The sequence below is a fragment of the Devosia sp. SD17-2 genome, assembly GCF_029201565.1.
Classification (GTDB): domain Bacteria; phylum Pseudomonadota; class Alphaproteobacteria; order Rhizobiales; family Devosiaceae; genus Devosia.
The window spans coordinates 1,677,305-1,691,884 of sequence record NZ_CP104002.1 but is presented as its reverse complement, the minus strand read 5'-3'; the positions used below and the strand labels follow the sequence as shown (position 1 = coordinate 1,691,884).

General features: G+C 61.6%; 12 protein-coding genes. 5 read left to right on the top strand and 7 right to left on the bottom strand.

The annotated features are described in order from the left end of the window. Window positions 1-54: 54 nt before the first annotated feature. The 7 genes from NYQ88_RS08215 to NYQ88_RS08185 all read right to left on the bottom strand — a co-directional run bounded on the left by NYQ88_RS08215 (window position 55) and on the right by NYQ88_RS08185 (window position 8,851). On the bottom strand, window positions 55-1,569 hold the full coding sequence (locus NYQ88_RS08215; RefSeq protein WP_275654451.1) for a DUF5060 domain-containing protein: 1,515 nt from the start codon (window positions 1,567-1,569) through the stop codon (window positions 55-57). A 12-nt stretch (window positions 1,570-1,581) separates the two neighbouring features. Then, window positions 1,582-3,177, bottom strand: coding sequence for a DUF5060 domain-containing protein (locus NYQ88_RS08210; protein ID WP_275654450.1), 1,596 nt, complete (start codon window positions 3,175-3,177; stop codon window positions 1,582-1,584). 44 nt (window positions 3,178-3,221) lie between these two features. After that, window positions 3,222-4,052, bottom strand: coding sequence for an ABC transporter ATP-binding protein (locus NYQ88_RS08205; RefSeq protein WP_275654449.1), 831 nt, complete (start codon window positions 4,050-4,052; stop codon window positions 3,222-3,224). Beyond that, on the bottom strand, window positions 4,052-4,963 hold the full coding sequence (locus NYQ88_RS08200; RefSeq protein WP_275654448.1) for an ABC transporter ATP-binding protein: 912 nt from the start codon (window positions 4,961-4,963) through the stop codon (window positions 4,052-4,054). Before NYQ88_RS08200 ends, NYQ88_RS08205 begins: the two co-directional genes overlap by 1 nt. Further along, window positions 4,960-5,877: an ABC transporter permease gene (locus NYQ88_RS08195; protein ID WP_275654447.1), complete on the bottom strand. Its 918-nt coding sequence runs from the start codon at window positions 5,875-5,877 to the stop codon at window positions 4,960-4,962. The genes NYQ88_RS08200 and NYQ88_RS08195 overlap by 4 nt, the downstream gene beginning before the upstream one ends. Next, window positions 5,874-6,875 (bottom strand): ABC transporter permease, encoded by a 1,002-nt coding sequence (locus tag NYQ88_RS08190; protein WP_275654446.1) that lies wholly within the window; start codon window positions 6,873-6,875, stop codon window positions 5,874-5,876. Before NYQ88_RS08190 ends, NYQ88_RS08195 begins: the two co-directional genes overlap by 4 nt. A 74-nt stretch (window positions 6,876-6,949) precedes the next feature. Then, window positions 6,950-8,851, bottom strand: coding sequence for an ABC transporter substrate-binding protein (locus NYQ88_RS08185; RefSeq protein WP_275654445.1), 1,902 nt, complete (start codon window positions 8,849-8,851; stop codon window positions 6,950-6,952). 583 nt (window positions 8,852-9,434) lie between these two features. Between NYQ88_RS08185 and NYQ88_RS08180 the strand changes: the two genes are divergently transcribed. From NYQ88_RS08180 to NYQ88_RS08160, 5 genes are read left to right on the top strand one after another with little or no spacing between them, the layout of a single operon-like run. Continuing rightward, entirely contained in the window at window positions 9,435-10,229 is a 795-nt protein-coding gene (locus NYQ88_RS08180; protein ID WP_275654876.1) for a transketolase, read from the top strand. Further along, the gene (locus NYQ88_RS08175) at window positions 10,229-11,188 is read left to right on the top strand and encodes a transketolase C-terminal domain-containing protein (RefSeq protein WP_275654444.1); all 960 of its coding nucleotides are present in this window, start codon (window positions 10,229-10,231) and stop codon (window positions 11,186-11,188) included. The genes NYQ88_RS08180 and NYQ88_RS08175 overlap by 1 nt, the downstream gene beginning before the upstream one ends. Further along, window positions 11,185-12,687 (top strand): FGGY family carbohydrate kinase, encoded by a 1,503-nt coding sequence (locus tag NYQ88_RS08170; RefSeq protein ID WP_275654443.1) that lies wholly within the window; start codon window positions 11,185-11,187, stop codon window positions 12,685-12,687. Before NYQ88_RS08175 ends, NYQ88_RS08170 begins: the two co-directional genes overlap by 4 nt. Continuing rightward, complete coding sequence (locus NYQ88_RS08165) at window positions 12,684-13,676, top strand: TIM barrel protein (protein ID WP_275654442.1); 993 nt, start codon at window positions 12,684-12,686, stop codon at window positions 13,674-13,676. Before NYQ88_RS08170 ends, NYQ88_RS08165 begins: the two co-directional genes overlap by 4 nt. Beyond that, complete coding sequence (locus NYQ88_RS08160) at window positions 13,673-14,578, top strand: nucleoside hydrolase (protein ID WP_275654441.1); 906 nt, start codon at window positions 13,673-13,675, stop codon at window positions 14,576-14,578. The genes NYQ88_RS08165 and NYQ88_RS08160 overlap by 4 nt, the downstream gene beginning before the upstream one ends. Window positions 14,579-14,580: the final 2 nt, after the last annotated feature.

Genomic DNA, 14,580 nt, shown 5'->3' with positions numbered 1-14,580 from the left:
CGCCAGGGGCACACACGGTCCGCCGCCGAAGGAGCGGGTCTCGAATGGGAGGATCTAGACCCGCTTTCCAGCTCTGACGCGCAGCGCCAGGTGGGGGCGACCAGGGAGTTCCACGGCGAAGGCGGCGTCGGGCTTGCGCTGGACGATGGTTGTGCCGTGGCGGGTCGGATGGTTTTCCGGGGCAGCGACGATCTTGGCGGGCTCGACCGTCATGTTCCAGGTGTCGATGATATCGGCATGGTAGTCGCCGTCATCCTTGGGCAGGCCGGCGGACCAGATTACTGGCTGGTGCTCACCGAAATAGATGATGGTGGTGTCGCCGTCGCGCGCACCCGACACCCGATTCCAGGGGTAGCGGGTCATCGGATCGATGGGCTCGAAGCCGTGCTGGACATCTTCCTGCATCACGTCGCGGAGGAAGCCGATGCGCTTCCAGGCTTCGCCGTGCAGCTCGCCGCCCTTGGCCCACCAGAGCAGATCGTCGGCGTTGGCGAAGGTTTCGCCGTGGCCGGCATAGCCGCCGCGCATGGTGGTGATCCAGTAGCGGTGCACCAGTTCCTCGGCAGAGATGCTGCCCCAGACCTGTATGATATTGCCCTCATATTCGGGCTCGTCGTTGATCACCGGCTTGCCATAGGCGAGGCGCCATTCGCCGGTGCGCTTCACGTCCCAGTTCTGGATGCAGACATGGGTGACCCATGGCTTGCGGTGGTCGTAATTGGCCTCTGGATCGCCGTTGTGTATCGAGCGCAGGTGGCCATAGGGGTCGTTCTCTTCCAGAATATGGAAGTAGCGCTCCCACTGGTGCATCGGCTTGGTGTTGAGCAAGAAGTCATATTCGTTGGCCAGCGACCACCAGACGTTGCGATAGGCCGAGAGGCGCGCGGCGAGATATTCGACATAGGCGTAGTCCTGCGCCTCGCTCATGTCGCAATAGCCCCAACGATCGTAGGGGTGGAACATGATGATGTCGGCTTCAATGCCGAGCTCGCCCAGCGCCTTCACCTGATTTTCGAAGTGGCGGAAGCTCTCCGGGTTGGGCCGGTCGAAATCGTACTGGCCGTCCGCGCCCTTCTGGTAGACGTCGTGCAACGCCTCATTGACGTTGTACGGATAGTCCTTGGGGAAGACGCCCATGCGCAGCTTGTTGAAGCGCGTCTTGGCCATGGTTTCGAGCGTCTTGGTCTGCTCGCTCAGCGGCTGATGGGTCCAGGCGTAGCAGGTGGTGCCGAAGGGCAGATAGGGCGTGCCGTCGGCATAGGCGAAGTGGAACTTGTTGGCGACGCGGACCGGACCATGGACGCCGTCGCGCGGAGCGGTGACAGTGAAGTTGCCGGTCTTGCCATTGAGGTCAGCCACATTGGCCTTCGTCGAAAAGCTCCATTCGCCCGGGTTGTCGGGCATGAAGCGAACACGGAAAATTCCGTCGCCATCGTAAAAGCCCGGGACGCGGACCACGCGGCTGTTCTGCTGGAAGAAGGCTTCGAGCTTTACCTCGAGGAAGGGATTGCCGGAGGACGGGCCCTCAAAGCTGGCCTCGAACACATCCCATTGTGCAACAGTGGTCATCTTAAGAACTCCTCAGCCGTCGACGCGCTTGAACAGCATTGCCAGATAGGGTTTCGGCTCGAAATTCAGCCGGTCCCCCCGCTCGACGCTGTCGGCGAGCTTCGTCTCGGTCATGTTCCAGGTATCGATGAGCGTGGCCGAATATTTCTCACCCGGTGGCACGGCGACATCGAGTTCGCTCGGCTGGTTCTCACCCATGTAGACGAGATAGTAGCGATGCGCCTGTCCGGCGGTGGCCCACCAGGCCTGGGCGCGCGGCCAATCTTCCTCGCCCGCTGCGGGCGAGAACAATTGCTGCATGACGACATTGTCGAGGCCACCCATCATGGTGACGCGATAGGCTCCGGTGGATTTTACAGGATCAAGCCCCTCGTCCGACCCCTCTTCAAGAATGCGCTTGAGGAAGGCGATGCGGGCGACGCTTTCGCCGACCAGCTTGCCGCCCTTGGCCCACCAGAGCTTTTCCTCTTCGTTGTAATAGGTCTCGCCATGGGTGACGTAACCGCCATTGACGGTGCCGTCCCAGAAGCGGCGAACCATCTTCTTGGCCGAGATATTGCCCCAGAGTTCGCCGATATCGCCCTCATAGCAGCACTCGTCGATGGAGACGGGCTTGCCGAATTTCTCGCGCCACAGCGCCGTCTGACTGGCCGCCGAGCGCTGGATGCTCGAATGGGTGATGCGCGGGTGGTTGTGATCGTAGAAGGCAAAGCAATTATGGACGCTGAGCAAATGCCCATGCGGATCATTGTCCGAGACGATGTGAATGAACCGGTCCCAGTCCGCCATCGTCTTGCTCGGCATCAGGTCATATTCATTGGCCATCGACCACCAGACGTTCGGCAGCGCCGACAGACGCGCCGTCAGATATTTCAGATACCGGTCATCCTGCGCCGGCGTCATGGTCGAGAACCCCCAGCGATCATAGGGGTGGAAGATAATGAGGTCGGCCTCAACGCCAATTTCGGCGAGCTGGTTGATGCGCTTTTCGAGGTGGCGGAAATAGTCGGGCTCGAACCGCTCGAAATCAAACTCCCAGCCATATTCGCCGCGGAAGCTGCCGGTCCATTCGCTGCTGCCCTGCTTTACCAGCGGGAAGGGATAGCGATCGGGCTCGTTCTGGTTATAGCGATAGTGCTTGGGAAAGACGCACATGCGTATCTTGGTGAAAGGGGCCTCCGCCAGCGTTGCCAGTGTTTCCTCTTCCACCGTATCGCCCTGGAGGTTCCACACATAGGCGGTGGTGCCGATGTTGATGTAGCGCGTACCATCGGCGTAGCGGAAATGGTGGCGGTTGGACACACGCACCGGGCCATGGTGGCCGGGCTTTGCCGCACCGACCGCAAAGCTGCCGGTTACCTGATCGAGCGCCGAGACATTGCTCGATGTCGTATAGGACCAGGTGCCGGTCATGTCGGGCAGGAAGCGCAGCTTGTAACTGCCATCGCCATCATAAAAGCCGTTAACCCGCACCACTCGGTCGCCTTGGGTGAAACTGGCGCGCAGCTCCACATCCTGGAACGGATTGCCCTCGCTGGGGCCAGTCAGGGTGAGTTCGTACGTGGCCCACAGCGACGCGTCGCCGGTGGCAGTGGCAATCCTGGTCATGTGATCTTCCGTCAGAAAGCGGGATTTCGTGCGAACGAAACGCCCTAGTTGCTGGCCACGAGCCGTGGGCGTTCGCGCCAGCGGCTGGTCGTGGTGGGAATGGAGCTGAGAAGCAGTCGCGTATAATCGTGCTGCGGATCGGACATCACCTTCCGGGCCGGGCCGAACTCGACCACACGGCCCTTGTTCATCACCGCCACGAAGTCGGAGATGTAATAGGCGGTGGCGAGGTCATGGGTGATGTAGACGAAGCTTCGCCCCTCATCATCGCGCAGCCGCTTGAAGAGGTTGATGATGATCATGCGGCGCGACGCGTCGATCATGCTCACCGGCTCGTCGGCGACGATCAGCTTGGGCTGCGGGATCAGCGCACGGGCAACCGAGATACGCTGCAGCTCGCCGCCCGAGAACTGGGCGGTGTACTTGCCGCGGATCTCGTCGTAGTCGAGCCCGACATTCTTGAGCGCCACCTCAACGGCCGCCTCGGCGGGGGCGGCGTCGAGGCCGGCAACACGGCGCGCCGTTTCAAGCAGATAGGCATCGACCGGACGATAGCGGCTGAACGCCTCGAACGGGTTCTGGAAAATCGGCTGCACCAGCCCGAGGAAATCCTTCCGCGAGGGAATGGCGCCCTTCCCGGCCACCACGTCGTCATAGACAATGGCGCGGCCGCTGGTCGGCGTCTCGAGCCGCAGCAGGGTCTTGGCGAGCGTGGTCTTGCCGCTGCCAGATTCCCCCACCACCGCGATGACGACTGGCTTGTCGCTCTCGACCGTGATGTTGACGTCATTGAGGGCGTGGATGTTCTTGCCGCCGACGATGCCGCCGCGGCGATAGACCTTGTTGAGGGCTTCAGTCTTGAGAATGAAGGTCATCAGGCAGCTCCCGCGCCCAGATTGGCCGATTGGGCCACAAAGTGATTGGGCTTGACCTCGATGAGCCGGGGCTCGACGCGATAGACCCTGTCGCCGCCGGTACCGGCCTGGCTGGCCAGAACGCCACGCATGCTGTCGTCCCCGATGGTCGGCAGGCTATCGATCAGCATCTTGGTATGGGGGTGCTGCGGGTCGGCGAAGACGCTGTCGGTATCGCCATATTCGACGACGCGGCCGGCATACATGATCAGCATCTTGTGGGTGACCTGATAGTGCACGCCCATGTCGTGGGAGACGACGAGGATGGTGTTGCCCATCTCTTCCTGCAACTCCATGAGCAGCATCAGGATGTCCTTCTGCACCACGACGTCGAGCGCGGTGGTCGGCTCGTCGGCGATGATGAGCTCGGGTTTGAAGAAGGTTGCGAGGGCAATCATCATGCGCTGGCGCATGCCGCCAGAAAGCTGGTGCGGATAGGAATCCATCGCCTCAGGCGGCAGGCCAAGCTTGCCGATATAGGCGCGGGCCGTTTCCAGCACCCGCTTCTTGTTGCTGTCGGTGCCTGGGAAATCGATGAACTGGTCGCGGATGCGGATCACCGGGTTCAGCGAATTCATCGAGCTTTGCGGCACATAGGAGATGGTCTTGAACCATTCCTCGCGCACGTTTTCAGCCGTCACCGGCTTCCCGTCCCGGCCCTTGAGACCGTAGTCGATGCTGCCCTGGGAGACATACATGGGCGACTGGATATCGCCGTAGATCGCCTTCATCAGGGTCGACTTGCCCGAGCCGCTTTCGCCAGCAATGCCGACGACGCAGTTGTCCGGAATGGTCAGGGTTACCCCATCCACCGCGTCGATCACGCGGCCGCCGATGCGATAGCTGATCTTGAGGTCGTTGAGCCGGATCATGACACGCCCCGCTTGCTGGCAAAGGCCTGGTTGAAGCCGGTGGAGGTGAGGAAGAGGCCGAGGAAGAGGGTCACGGTCGCCACGATCGGCGCCACGATCCAGGGGTACTGGCCGGTAAAGAGCGCATTGTAGCTCAGCGCCCAGAAGATGATGGAGCCCAGCGTCGGCACTTCGACCTTGGAGAGGCCGATCACCGCCAGCGTTGCCTCGGTATTGATGGCAAAAAGAACGGTGTTGATGAAGCCCACGAGGATATAGGCGGACACATAGGGGAACACTTCACGGGCAAGGACCTGCACCGTGTTTGCCCCAGAGAAGCGCGCCATATTGATGAACTCGCGCTCGCGCAGCGACAGCGCCATGGCGCGAACCGTGCGCGCATCCCACGCCCAGCCAAAGATGATGATGATCAGGCCGACCGTAAAGAACGAGGTGTTCCCGCGGATCAGCGCGCCGAGAATGATGAGGATCGGCAGGAGCGGGATGGTGATGAACGTATCGACGATCAGCATCACGCAGCGCTCGAAGGCACCGCCGATATAGCCGGCGCTGAGGCCGACGATGGTGGCCACGATGGTGACGCCCACTGCAACGAGAATGCCCAGCATCAGCGAGTTGCGCACCGCAACGACGAGGAACCAGAAGATGTCCTGGCCGAGCGAATTGGTGCCCAGCCAGTGCACGCCCGACATCGGCAGATTGCGCATATAGGTCGCCTGGATCGACGGGTCGGCCGGGGCAAACATCGGCAGGATAAAGCTGCCAAGGCCCATGACGAGGAGGATGGTCAGACCCACCGCGAGCCGCCCGTTGAGGAGCCAGAGAAGGCCCCTGCCCTTGCGTGCGGATTTGGCGGAAACAGGTGGCGCAGTCACGATCGCCACCGGATCAACTTGGTTGCTGTCGACGGTCATTTCGTGCGGATCCGCGGGTCAAGAAGGGGATAGATGAGATCGATCACAAGCCCGGCCGTGGCGACGGCAACGATCGAAAGCGTGATCGCACCATAAAGGACGTTGTAGTCACCACCCGTCGCGGCGGTCCGCATGATCAGGCCGATGCCGGGATAGGAGAAGATCATCTCGGTCAGCAGCGCGCCGTTGAACACCATGCCCAGCGACAGGGCGAGGGCCGTTACCTGCGGCAGCAGCGCATTGCGGAACACATAGCGCGTCATCCGCGTCCAGTTGGACGTGCCCTTGAGCCGCGCATAGGTGACATAGGGTTCTTCGGAGGTCGCGACGGCCAAGGCCTTCATCGAGAGGATGTTCCAGCCGAACCCGGCCAGCACCAGCGTGATCCCCGGCAAGAGCGAATTATAAAAGATCATGCCGATCTTTTCCGGCGTCATCTGTCCTACCGGGAACGTGGGCGAGAGCGGAAAGATAGGGAAGATATAGGCCAGCAGCAGCAGCACTGTGACGGCCAGAATGTAATAAGGAATGGGGTAGAGCAGGATGCCGAGGAACTCGAGCACCGAGGCTGCCTTCTTCTTGTGGAAGTACCCGGCGACAAGACCCACCATATTGCCCAGTGTCCAGGCGATCAGCGTCGCCGTCAGCAGCAGCCCCAGCGTCCAGGGCAACGCGTTGAGGATCATCGCCGAAACCGGCTGCGGGTAATAGGTGAAGGACGGCCCGAAATCGAGGCTGAAGACCACACGCTTCATGTAGGACACATATTGCGTGAACAGGTCCCCGTTCAGCCCATAGAGCTCTTCGAGATTGGCGCGCAGTTCTGCGATTGCATCTGATGTGAGCGTGCCGTTGGCGCGGCTCTGGAGCTGACCGATGTAACCATCGACCGGATTGATCGGCATCAGACGCGGCAGCATGAACGTTATCGTCAGGCCGATAAAGAGCACCGCGAAGTAGAGGCCGAGGCGCTTGGCGACGTAGCGCAGCACACCCATGGGCAAATCCTTTGACGTCGGAAAATTTGCAGGGCGACCGGGATCGGCCGCCCTGCTTCAAAACCGTCAGATGTTTACTGACCGGTCGGCTCGATGGAGACCACAGCCTTCTTGAACGAGCTCCACCAGGTGTAGGGAGCGGCGTAGAAGTTGTCCTGCTTGGGGAAATTGGTCCAATAGGTGCTGTTGGTCGGGATCGTGGTCGGGATGTTCATCAGGTTGATGATCTGCATCTCGCTGGCGATCTGAAGCGCGATGTTCTGGCCATTTTCGACGAACTTCGGATCGTCGAGCGGCAGCGCAGCACCTTCATCCACAAGCGCCAGAACCTTCGGATCGGTGATGCGGGCATAGTTGCCGCTCAGCGGATCGGTGGAGTCTGCCGGCTTGATGTTGCTTTCGCGGAACTGGTTCCAGTTGCCGAGCCAGTTGGCGTTGTACACGCAGGTGTTGGACCAGTTGATTGCCAACTCGTTGCGGGCATTGGTGTTCTGGACGGTGGTGAATTCACCATTGTCCACCTGGCGCGCATTGACGTTGAAGCCAGCCTGGCGCCAGCTGTCGGCAATCGAGAAGCCGAGACGCTGCAGCACCTTGTTCCAGTCGCCCGGAATGACGAATTCGATCATCCAGGGCGAGCCATCGGGAAGCGTGTAGAAGCCGTCTGAACCCTTCTTCATGCCGACCGAAGCGAGGAGCTTTTCAGCTTCTGCCGGATCATGCTTCCACCAACCCACACCGAAGCCTTCGTTGACGGCGTCGCCGGTCGGCAGCAGGGACTGGTCGATGCCCTGGGCAGCCAGGGTCTCGACGAGCTTTGTGCTGAACTCGGTGTCGAATGGCTTGTAGCCATCGCCGATGGTCAGGTTCTTCAGCGCTTCGAGATTGGCGTCGTAGAAGATCGGTCCGGTGATGGGGGTGTCGGGCAGCGGCAGGGCCGCAGCCTTGAACTGGCCGCTCATGGCGCTGATGCCCACCTGCGAGAGGTTGAGCGACAAGGCGAGAGCCCAGCGCACTTCCGGCATATCGTAAGGCGCACGCTGCTGGTTGATGTAGACGCCATAAGAGCAGGCGTCGTTCATGTCGTGATAGGGGAAGGTCGCGGAGAAGGTTTCGACCTTGGGATTGCGGGCCTTGGCAGCATCGATGCTGTCGGGGCTCATAAAGGTGTCGACGTCGTACTGGTTCTGGACGAAGGCCAGCGCGCGGGTCTCTTCAGCGCCGAAATCCTTGTAGAGAATGTACTTCGGCTTGGGCTCTCCGAGATTGCCCCAGGACGAGTTCTGCCAGTCTTCACGCAGCTCCCACAGCTGCCAGAAGCCGTTGGGATCGAATTCCTTGATCTTGTAGGGCCCGAGGGTAACGGCGGGCGCATTCTGGAAAGTCACGACTTCGTCGCCGAGCGGCTCGAACACGTGCTTTGGAACCCAGTTGAACGGGGTGCCCCAGGTATAGACACCGAAACGCGTCGTCAGATCATAGGACGGGTTCACCGTCTCGAGCTCGAAGGTGTAGTCGTCGATCTTCTTGTAGCTCTTGATATACACCACCGCGCTGGCGACGTTGGTCAGCTTGTCGCGGTATTTGAAGGCGGTATCGAGCGAGAAGATGATGTCGTCGGTGGTGAACTCGACTCCGTCGCTCCAGGTGATGCCCTCGCGGATCTTGATGCGAAACTGCGTGTTTTCTTCGTTCAGAACTTCCGGGAAGCCATCGGCCATTTCCGGATAGGACACGCCGGTCGCCGTATCCATTTCCCAGAGATAGCCCCAGCCCAGCTCACGGAAGCCGCGCCAGATGGCGTAGGAGTTGAGCGGGTTCTGGGCACTTGGGTTGGCCGCGCGACCATCGAATGTCTGCACGATCAGGGTTTCGCTGCGCGGCGTACCGACGTCGGTCATCGCCTGCGCAAATGCGGTGGTGGTCGTGAGAGCGCCCACCGCGGACGTCATTAACAGTCGGCCAAGCCGGTTCATATCTTTCCTCCACACCGGCGACGCGTGACTGGCGTCGTCCAGCAAAGCAGGCACTTTGATGACAAGCCAACCCACACGAACATCCGGCAACAGCCGCCTGGCGCCGCCCATGTCCGGTCAACCGTGAATCCACCCGCCACTGGCGCATACCCGCACAGCGCATCGCAATTTAGTTTGTTATTTTTTTGCGATTAATTACGGATATGGTCGGATAACGAGAGTGTCAATGGCCTGTTCCGCAGAAAATGACAGGTCGAAAGAATCTACTAGGCCATAAACGCCAGTTTACGGGCACTTCAGGCCCACAATGCACGACGCCAGCATAATCAAACCTGCCACTTCGAACCAAGACCGAGAAAAAACGCAAGAATCCAAACATTTCAGCATTGCGCGAATGAAAATCGCAGGTTAGCAATCATCAGGACGCAGCGTGACAGTAACGCCGCACCATCCTGTCGATCAGCCTGGCTCGCTCTGGCATGATCAGCCCCGCCCCCAGACATCGGTCAAGCGCCCATGTCGTCCGCCGGAGACAAAAGTGTCATCGCCAGCAACACCCCTGAAAATCGACCGCGTCGCCGACATCGCCACCCAGGCGCTGTGGATTCGCCGCCGCAGTTTCCAGATGGTGTATGAGGCCAGGCAAGGTCACCCAGGGGGGGATTTCAGCGCGGCCGACATTTTGGCGACGCTCTATTTCGGCGTGCTGCGCCATGATCCGGCAAATCCACGCGACCCCGCCCGCGACCGTTTCGTGATGAGCAAGGGCCATTGCACCGGCGCTTTCTATTCCGTTCTGGCCCGTGCAGGCTTCTTTCCCGAGGCCGACCTCAACACCTACATGAAGCCGCTCTCCATGCTGAACGGCCACCCCAATCGCAATTATCTGCCGGGGGTCGAGACCAATACCGGCCCGCTCGGCCACGGCCTGCCGGTCGCGACGGGCATTGCCATTGCCGGTCAGCTCGACAATGCCGATTTCCGCACCTTTGCGCTCACCGGCGACGGCGAACTCCAGGAAGGCAGCAATTGGGAATCGGCGCTGACCGCCGCGCACCGCAAGCTCGAGAACCTCACCCTGATCATCGACCGCAATCGCCTGCAGCAGGGTGCACGCACCGAGGACACCGCTTCGCTCGATCCGCTGGATGACAAGTGGCGCGCCTTCGGCTGGCATGTGGAAGTGGTCGACGGCCATGATCACGGCCAGCTGCTCGATGTTCTCTCGGCCTCTCCTAGGGGACGCGGCAAGCCGCTCTGCGTCATTGCCAATACATTCAAGGGCAAGGGCGTCAGTTTCATGCACGATAATGTCTCTTGGCATCATGGCGTGCCCAACCAGGAACAGTTTGAACAAGCCATGGCGGAATTGGTCTGATGAGCGCTGCAGCCCCTGCAAAAGCCGGTCTTTTTGACTGCCGCGACAGTTTTGCCTCGACCATCGAGGCCCTTGCCGCAGCCGATCCGCGCATCGTGACCGTGGTCAGCGACAGCGTCGGCTCGTCCAAACTCGGCGGCTTCCGCACGAAATTCCCCGAGCGCATGGTCAATGTCGGCATTGCCGAACAGACGCTGGTGGCCGTCGGCGCCGGTCTTGCCAACGGCGGGAAAATCCCGTTCGTTTCCGCGGCCTCGTGCTTCATCACCGGTCGCGCGCTGGAGCAGGTGAAGGCGGACATCGCCTATTCCAATGTCAATGTGAAGCTGATCGGCCAGTCGAGCGGCGTCGCCTATGGCGAGCTTGGCCCGACCCACCACTCCATCGAAGACCTGGCCTGGCTGCGCCTCTTCAACAATCTGAAGCTGATCGTGCCGGCCGACCCCTGGGAGACGGCCGAGGCGATCAAGGCGGCCGCGGCCTATGACGGCCCGGTGTTCGTCCGCGTCAGCCGCATGGCCGTGCCGGCACTGGAGCGTCCCGCCGGGGCAAAATTCCAGATCGGCAAATCCGAGACCCTTGTTGAGGGTTCCGACGCCACCATCATCGCCAACGGCACAACCGTCCATCGCGCTGTTGCTGCGGCAAAGGCCCTCACCAGCGAAAGCATTTCGGTGCGCGTCGTCAACATGTCGACGGTCAACCCGCTCGATGAAGAGGCGATCGCCGCCGCCATCGACACCGGCGCCATCGTGACCGTGGAAGAGCATTCCGTGCGCGGCGGGCTCGGCGGCGCCGTGGCCGAGGTGGTGAGCACCACCAATCCCGTGCCCATGCGCATCCTCGGCTTCCCCGGCTTTGTGCCGACAGGCTCGGCCGAATGGCTGTTCGACAATTTCGGGCTCAATGAAGCCGGCATCGCCGACGCCGTCCGCCAGACCATCGCCCGCAAGAAATGACCGCATCCGGCCTCATCCTCGCCATCGACCAGGGCACCACCAACACCAAGGCACTGCTGGTCGATGCTGCCGGCACCGTCCATCTCCAGGCGTCGGTGCCCAACATCGTCACCTATCCACACCCCAGCTGGGCCGAGCAATCGGCAACGGCGCTGGTGGATGGGGTCAAGACTGTTATCGCTGCGGTGGTCGCTGAGGCGGGTCATGCCGAGATCGTCGGCATCGGCATTTCCAATCAGCGGGAGTCTATCGTCGTCTGGGATACAGCTACCGGAGAACCGATCGGCCCCTGCATCATCTGGCAGTGCCGTCGGTCGGCCCCGAAGTGTGATGCCCTTCGCGACGCCGGGCATGCGGAGGCGATCGAAGCCAAAACCGGCCTCGCGCTCGACCCGCTTTTCCCGGCCGCCAAGATCGCCTGGCTGCTCGACAATACTCCCGGCGCGCGGGCTCGCGCTGAAGAGGGCAAGCTTCGAGTTGGCACGGTGGACAGCTGGCTCTTGTGGTCGCTCACCGGCGGCGCTGTGCATGCCACCGACCATTCCAACGCCTCGCGCACGCAGCTTTTCAACACCGACACGCTCAGCTGGGACGCTGAGCTCTGTGCCCTCTTCGGCGTGCCGCAGTCCATGCTCGCTGAGGTCAAATTCTCCGATACGCGCTTTGGCGACACGGCAGAGGGCGCAACCGCCCTGCCCGCCGGAACGCCCATCCTCGCCATGATTGGCGATTCCCACGCTGCCCTCTTCGGTCATGGCGTGCGCGCGCCCGGCACCGTGAAGGCCACCTATGGCACTGGCACCTCGCTTATGGCGCTGACGCCAGGCCGCGTCCGCTCCAGCCATGGCATTTCCAGCACCATCGCCTGGAGCCAGGGCGGCACGGTGTTCCACGCGCTCGAGGGCAATATTTCGGTTTCCGGGCAGACCGCCGCCTTTGCCGCTGAACTGCTCGGCCTCGCCGACGCGGCTGCACTGTCGGCACTGGCCGAAACCGTTGACGACAGCAATGGCGTGGCATTTGTGCCGGCACTCGTGGGTCTTGGCGCGCCCTATTGGCGATCCGATGCACGCGGCACCATCACCGGCCTCTCCCTCGGTACAAAGCCGGCGCATCTGGCACGGGCCGCGCTCGAAGCCATCGCCTTTCAGGTGTCGGACGTCTATTCGGCCATGGAAGCCGATATGGGCGAGGCGCTCGGCCAGTTGCGCGCCGATGGCGGGGCTTCGCGCAATGGTCTCTTGATGCAGTTCCAGTCCGACATTCTGGGCCGCCCGGTTGCCGTCGCCGCCGCGCCCGAAGTCAGCGCGCTGGGCGCCGCCGCCCTCGCCTTCTCGTCTCTTGGCATTTCCATGCCCGGCGTTCCCGCTGCCAGGCACTTCTCCCCGGCGATGGACGACGATAAGCGCATTACACATCGCCAACGCTGGCAGTCCGCAATGCAGCAGACGCTGGCAGCAGGCCGACACGATCTACAGAATTCCGGAGGAACCCTATGACCACACCCCGCTTCGGCGCCGGTATCTGGCACTTTGCCACCTATCTTGACCGCTATGCCACCGACGGCTACGGCCTGCCGCGCAACATCATCGAGGCCATCGACATTGCCGGCCAGGTGAAGGACCTTTCGGTCGTCGATCTGAACTGGCCCTATTTTGGTGGCGAGTTCTCGGACGCCCAGATCAAGGCAGTGCTCGATCGCAATAATCTCTCGGTCATCGGCATCACGCCGGAAATCTACACCCGCGACTTCGTCAAGGGCGCCTTCACCAACCCCGACGCCGGCATCCGCCGCAAGGCGCATGAGCTGATCACTGCCGCCTGCGACGTCGTCCGCTTCCACAAGGCTGACTACGTCAAGCTGTGGCCCGGTCAGGACGGCTGGGACTACCCCTTCCAGGTCGATTATTCGACCCAGTGGCAGCGTTCGCTCGACGGCGTCGGCCAGCTCGCCTCCGAGAATCCGGACCTCAAATTCGTCATCGAATACAAGCCGCGCGAACCCCGCGTGCGCATGAGCTTTGGTTCGGTTGCCCGCACCATTCTGGGCATCGAGAAGATCGGCCTGCCGAACGTCGGCATCCTGCTCGACTTCGGCCACGCCATCATGGGCGGTGAATCTGCTGCCGACTCGGCCCAGCTCGCCATCGACCATGGCCGCCTCTTCGGGATGGACGTGAACGACAATTATCGCGCCTGGGACGACGATCTCGTCGCCGGGAGCCTCCATCCGCTCGAACTCTTCGAGTTCTTCTACGTGCTCAAGAAGAACAAGTGGGAAGGCGTCTGGCAGCTGGATCAGTTCCCGTTCCGCGAGGACAGTGTCGCCACCGCGACCCACGCCATCGATTTCCTCAAGGCCGCAGCCAAGGGTCTTGATCGCCTGGACTTCGACGCTCTGCAGGAAGCCCAGAGCCGCCACGACGCCATCGGCGCCATGAAAATCGCGCAGAAGGCCCTCTTCGGCGCACTCGGAGAGCAGGAATGACCACTCTACCCCGCGAAAAGCGCGCCCGTCTGATCCTCAATACAGACGCCAAGAACGAAGCTGACGACCAGTTCACCATCGTTCATGCGCTCCTGACCCCGACCTTCGACTTCCACGGCATCATCGCCGCCCATTTCGGCGATCACCGCTCGAAGACCTCGATGGAGGACAGCCGCGTCGAGATCGATCATCTGCTCAAGCTGATGGACCTTGAAGGCCGTATCCCGGTCGCCAATGGCGCGCCGAAGGCCCTGCCGGATGAGCAGACCGCCGTGCCCTCGCCCGGCGCCCAGCTGATCATCGATGAGGCAATGAAGGACGACGACCGTCCGCTCTATGTCGCTTTCCTTGGGCCGCTGACCGACATGGCCTCGGCCATCCTGATGGAGCCGCGGCTCAACGAGCGGAACGTCATCTGTGTCTGGATCGGTGGCGGCGTCTGGCCCTCGGGCGGTCGCGAATTCAACCTGATGAACGACATTGCCGCCGCCAATGTGGTGATGCGCTCGAACGTTCAGGTCTGGCAGATCCCGTCCACCGTCTATCGCATGATGGCGGTGAGCTATGCCGAGCTGCAGGAGCGCTGCGAGGACAAGGGCCCGATCGGCAAATATCTCGTCGATCAGCTGATCGACTGGAACCTTCGCGTGCATCAGGGCCCGATCGAGCACCGTTCGCTCGGCGACACACCCTCGCTGTCGGTGATCCTCAACCCGATGGGCGGCACCTACGAGTGGCGTCCGGCGCCCGAGTTCAGCCCGCACATGCACTACATCCACAACGGCCAAAACCGTCCGATCAAGGTCTATGACTCGATCGACATCCGCTACATTCTCGAAGATTTCTACGCCAAGCTCGCCCGCTTCCACCGCGGCGTGCAGGATCTGGCCAATTTCGGCTAATC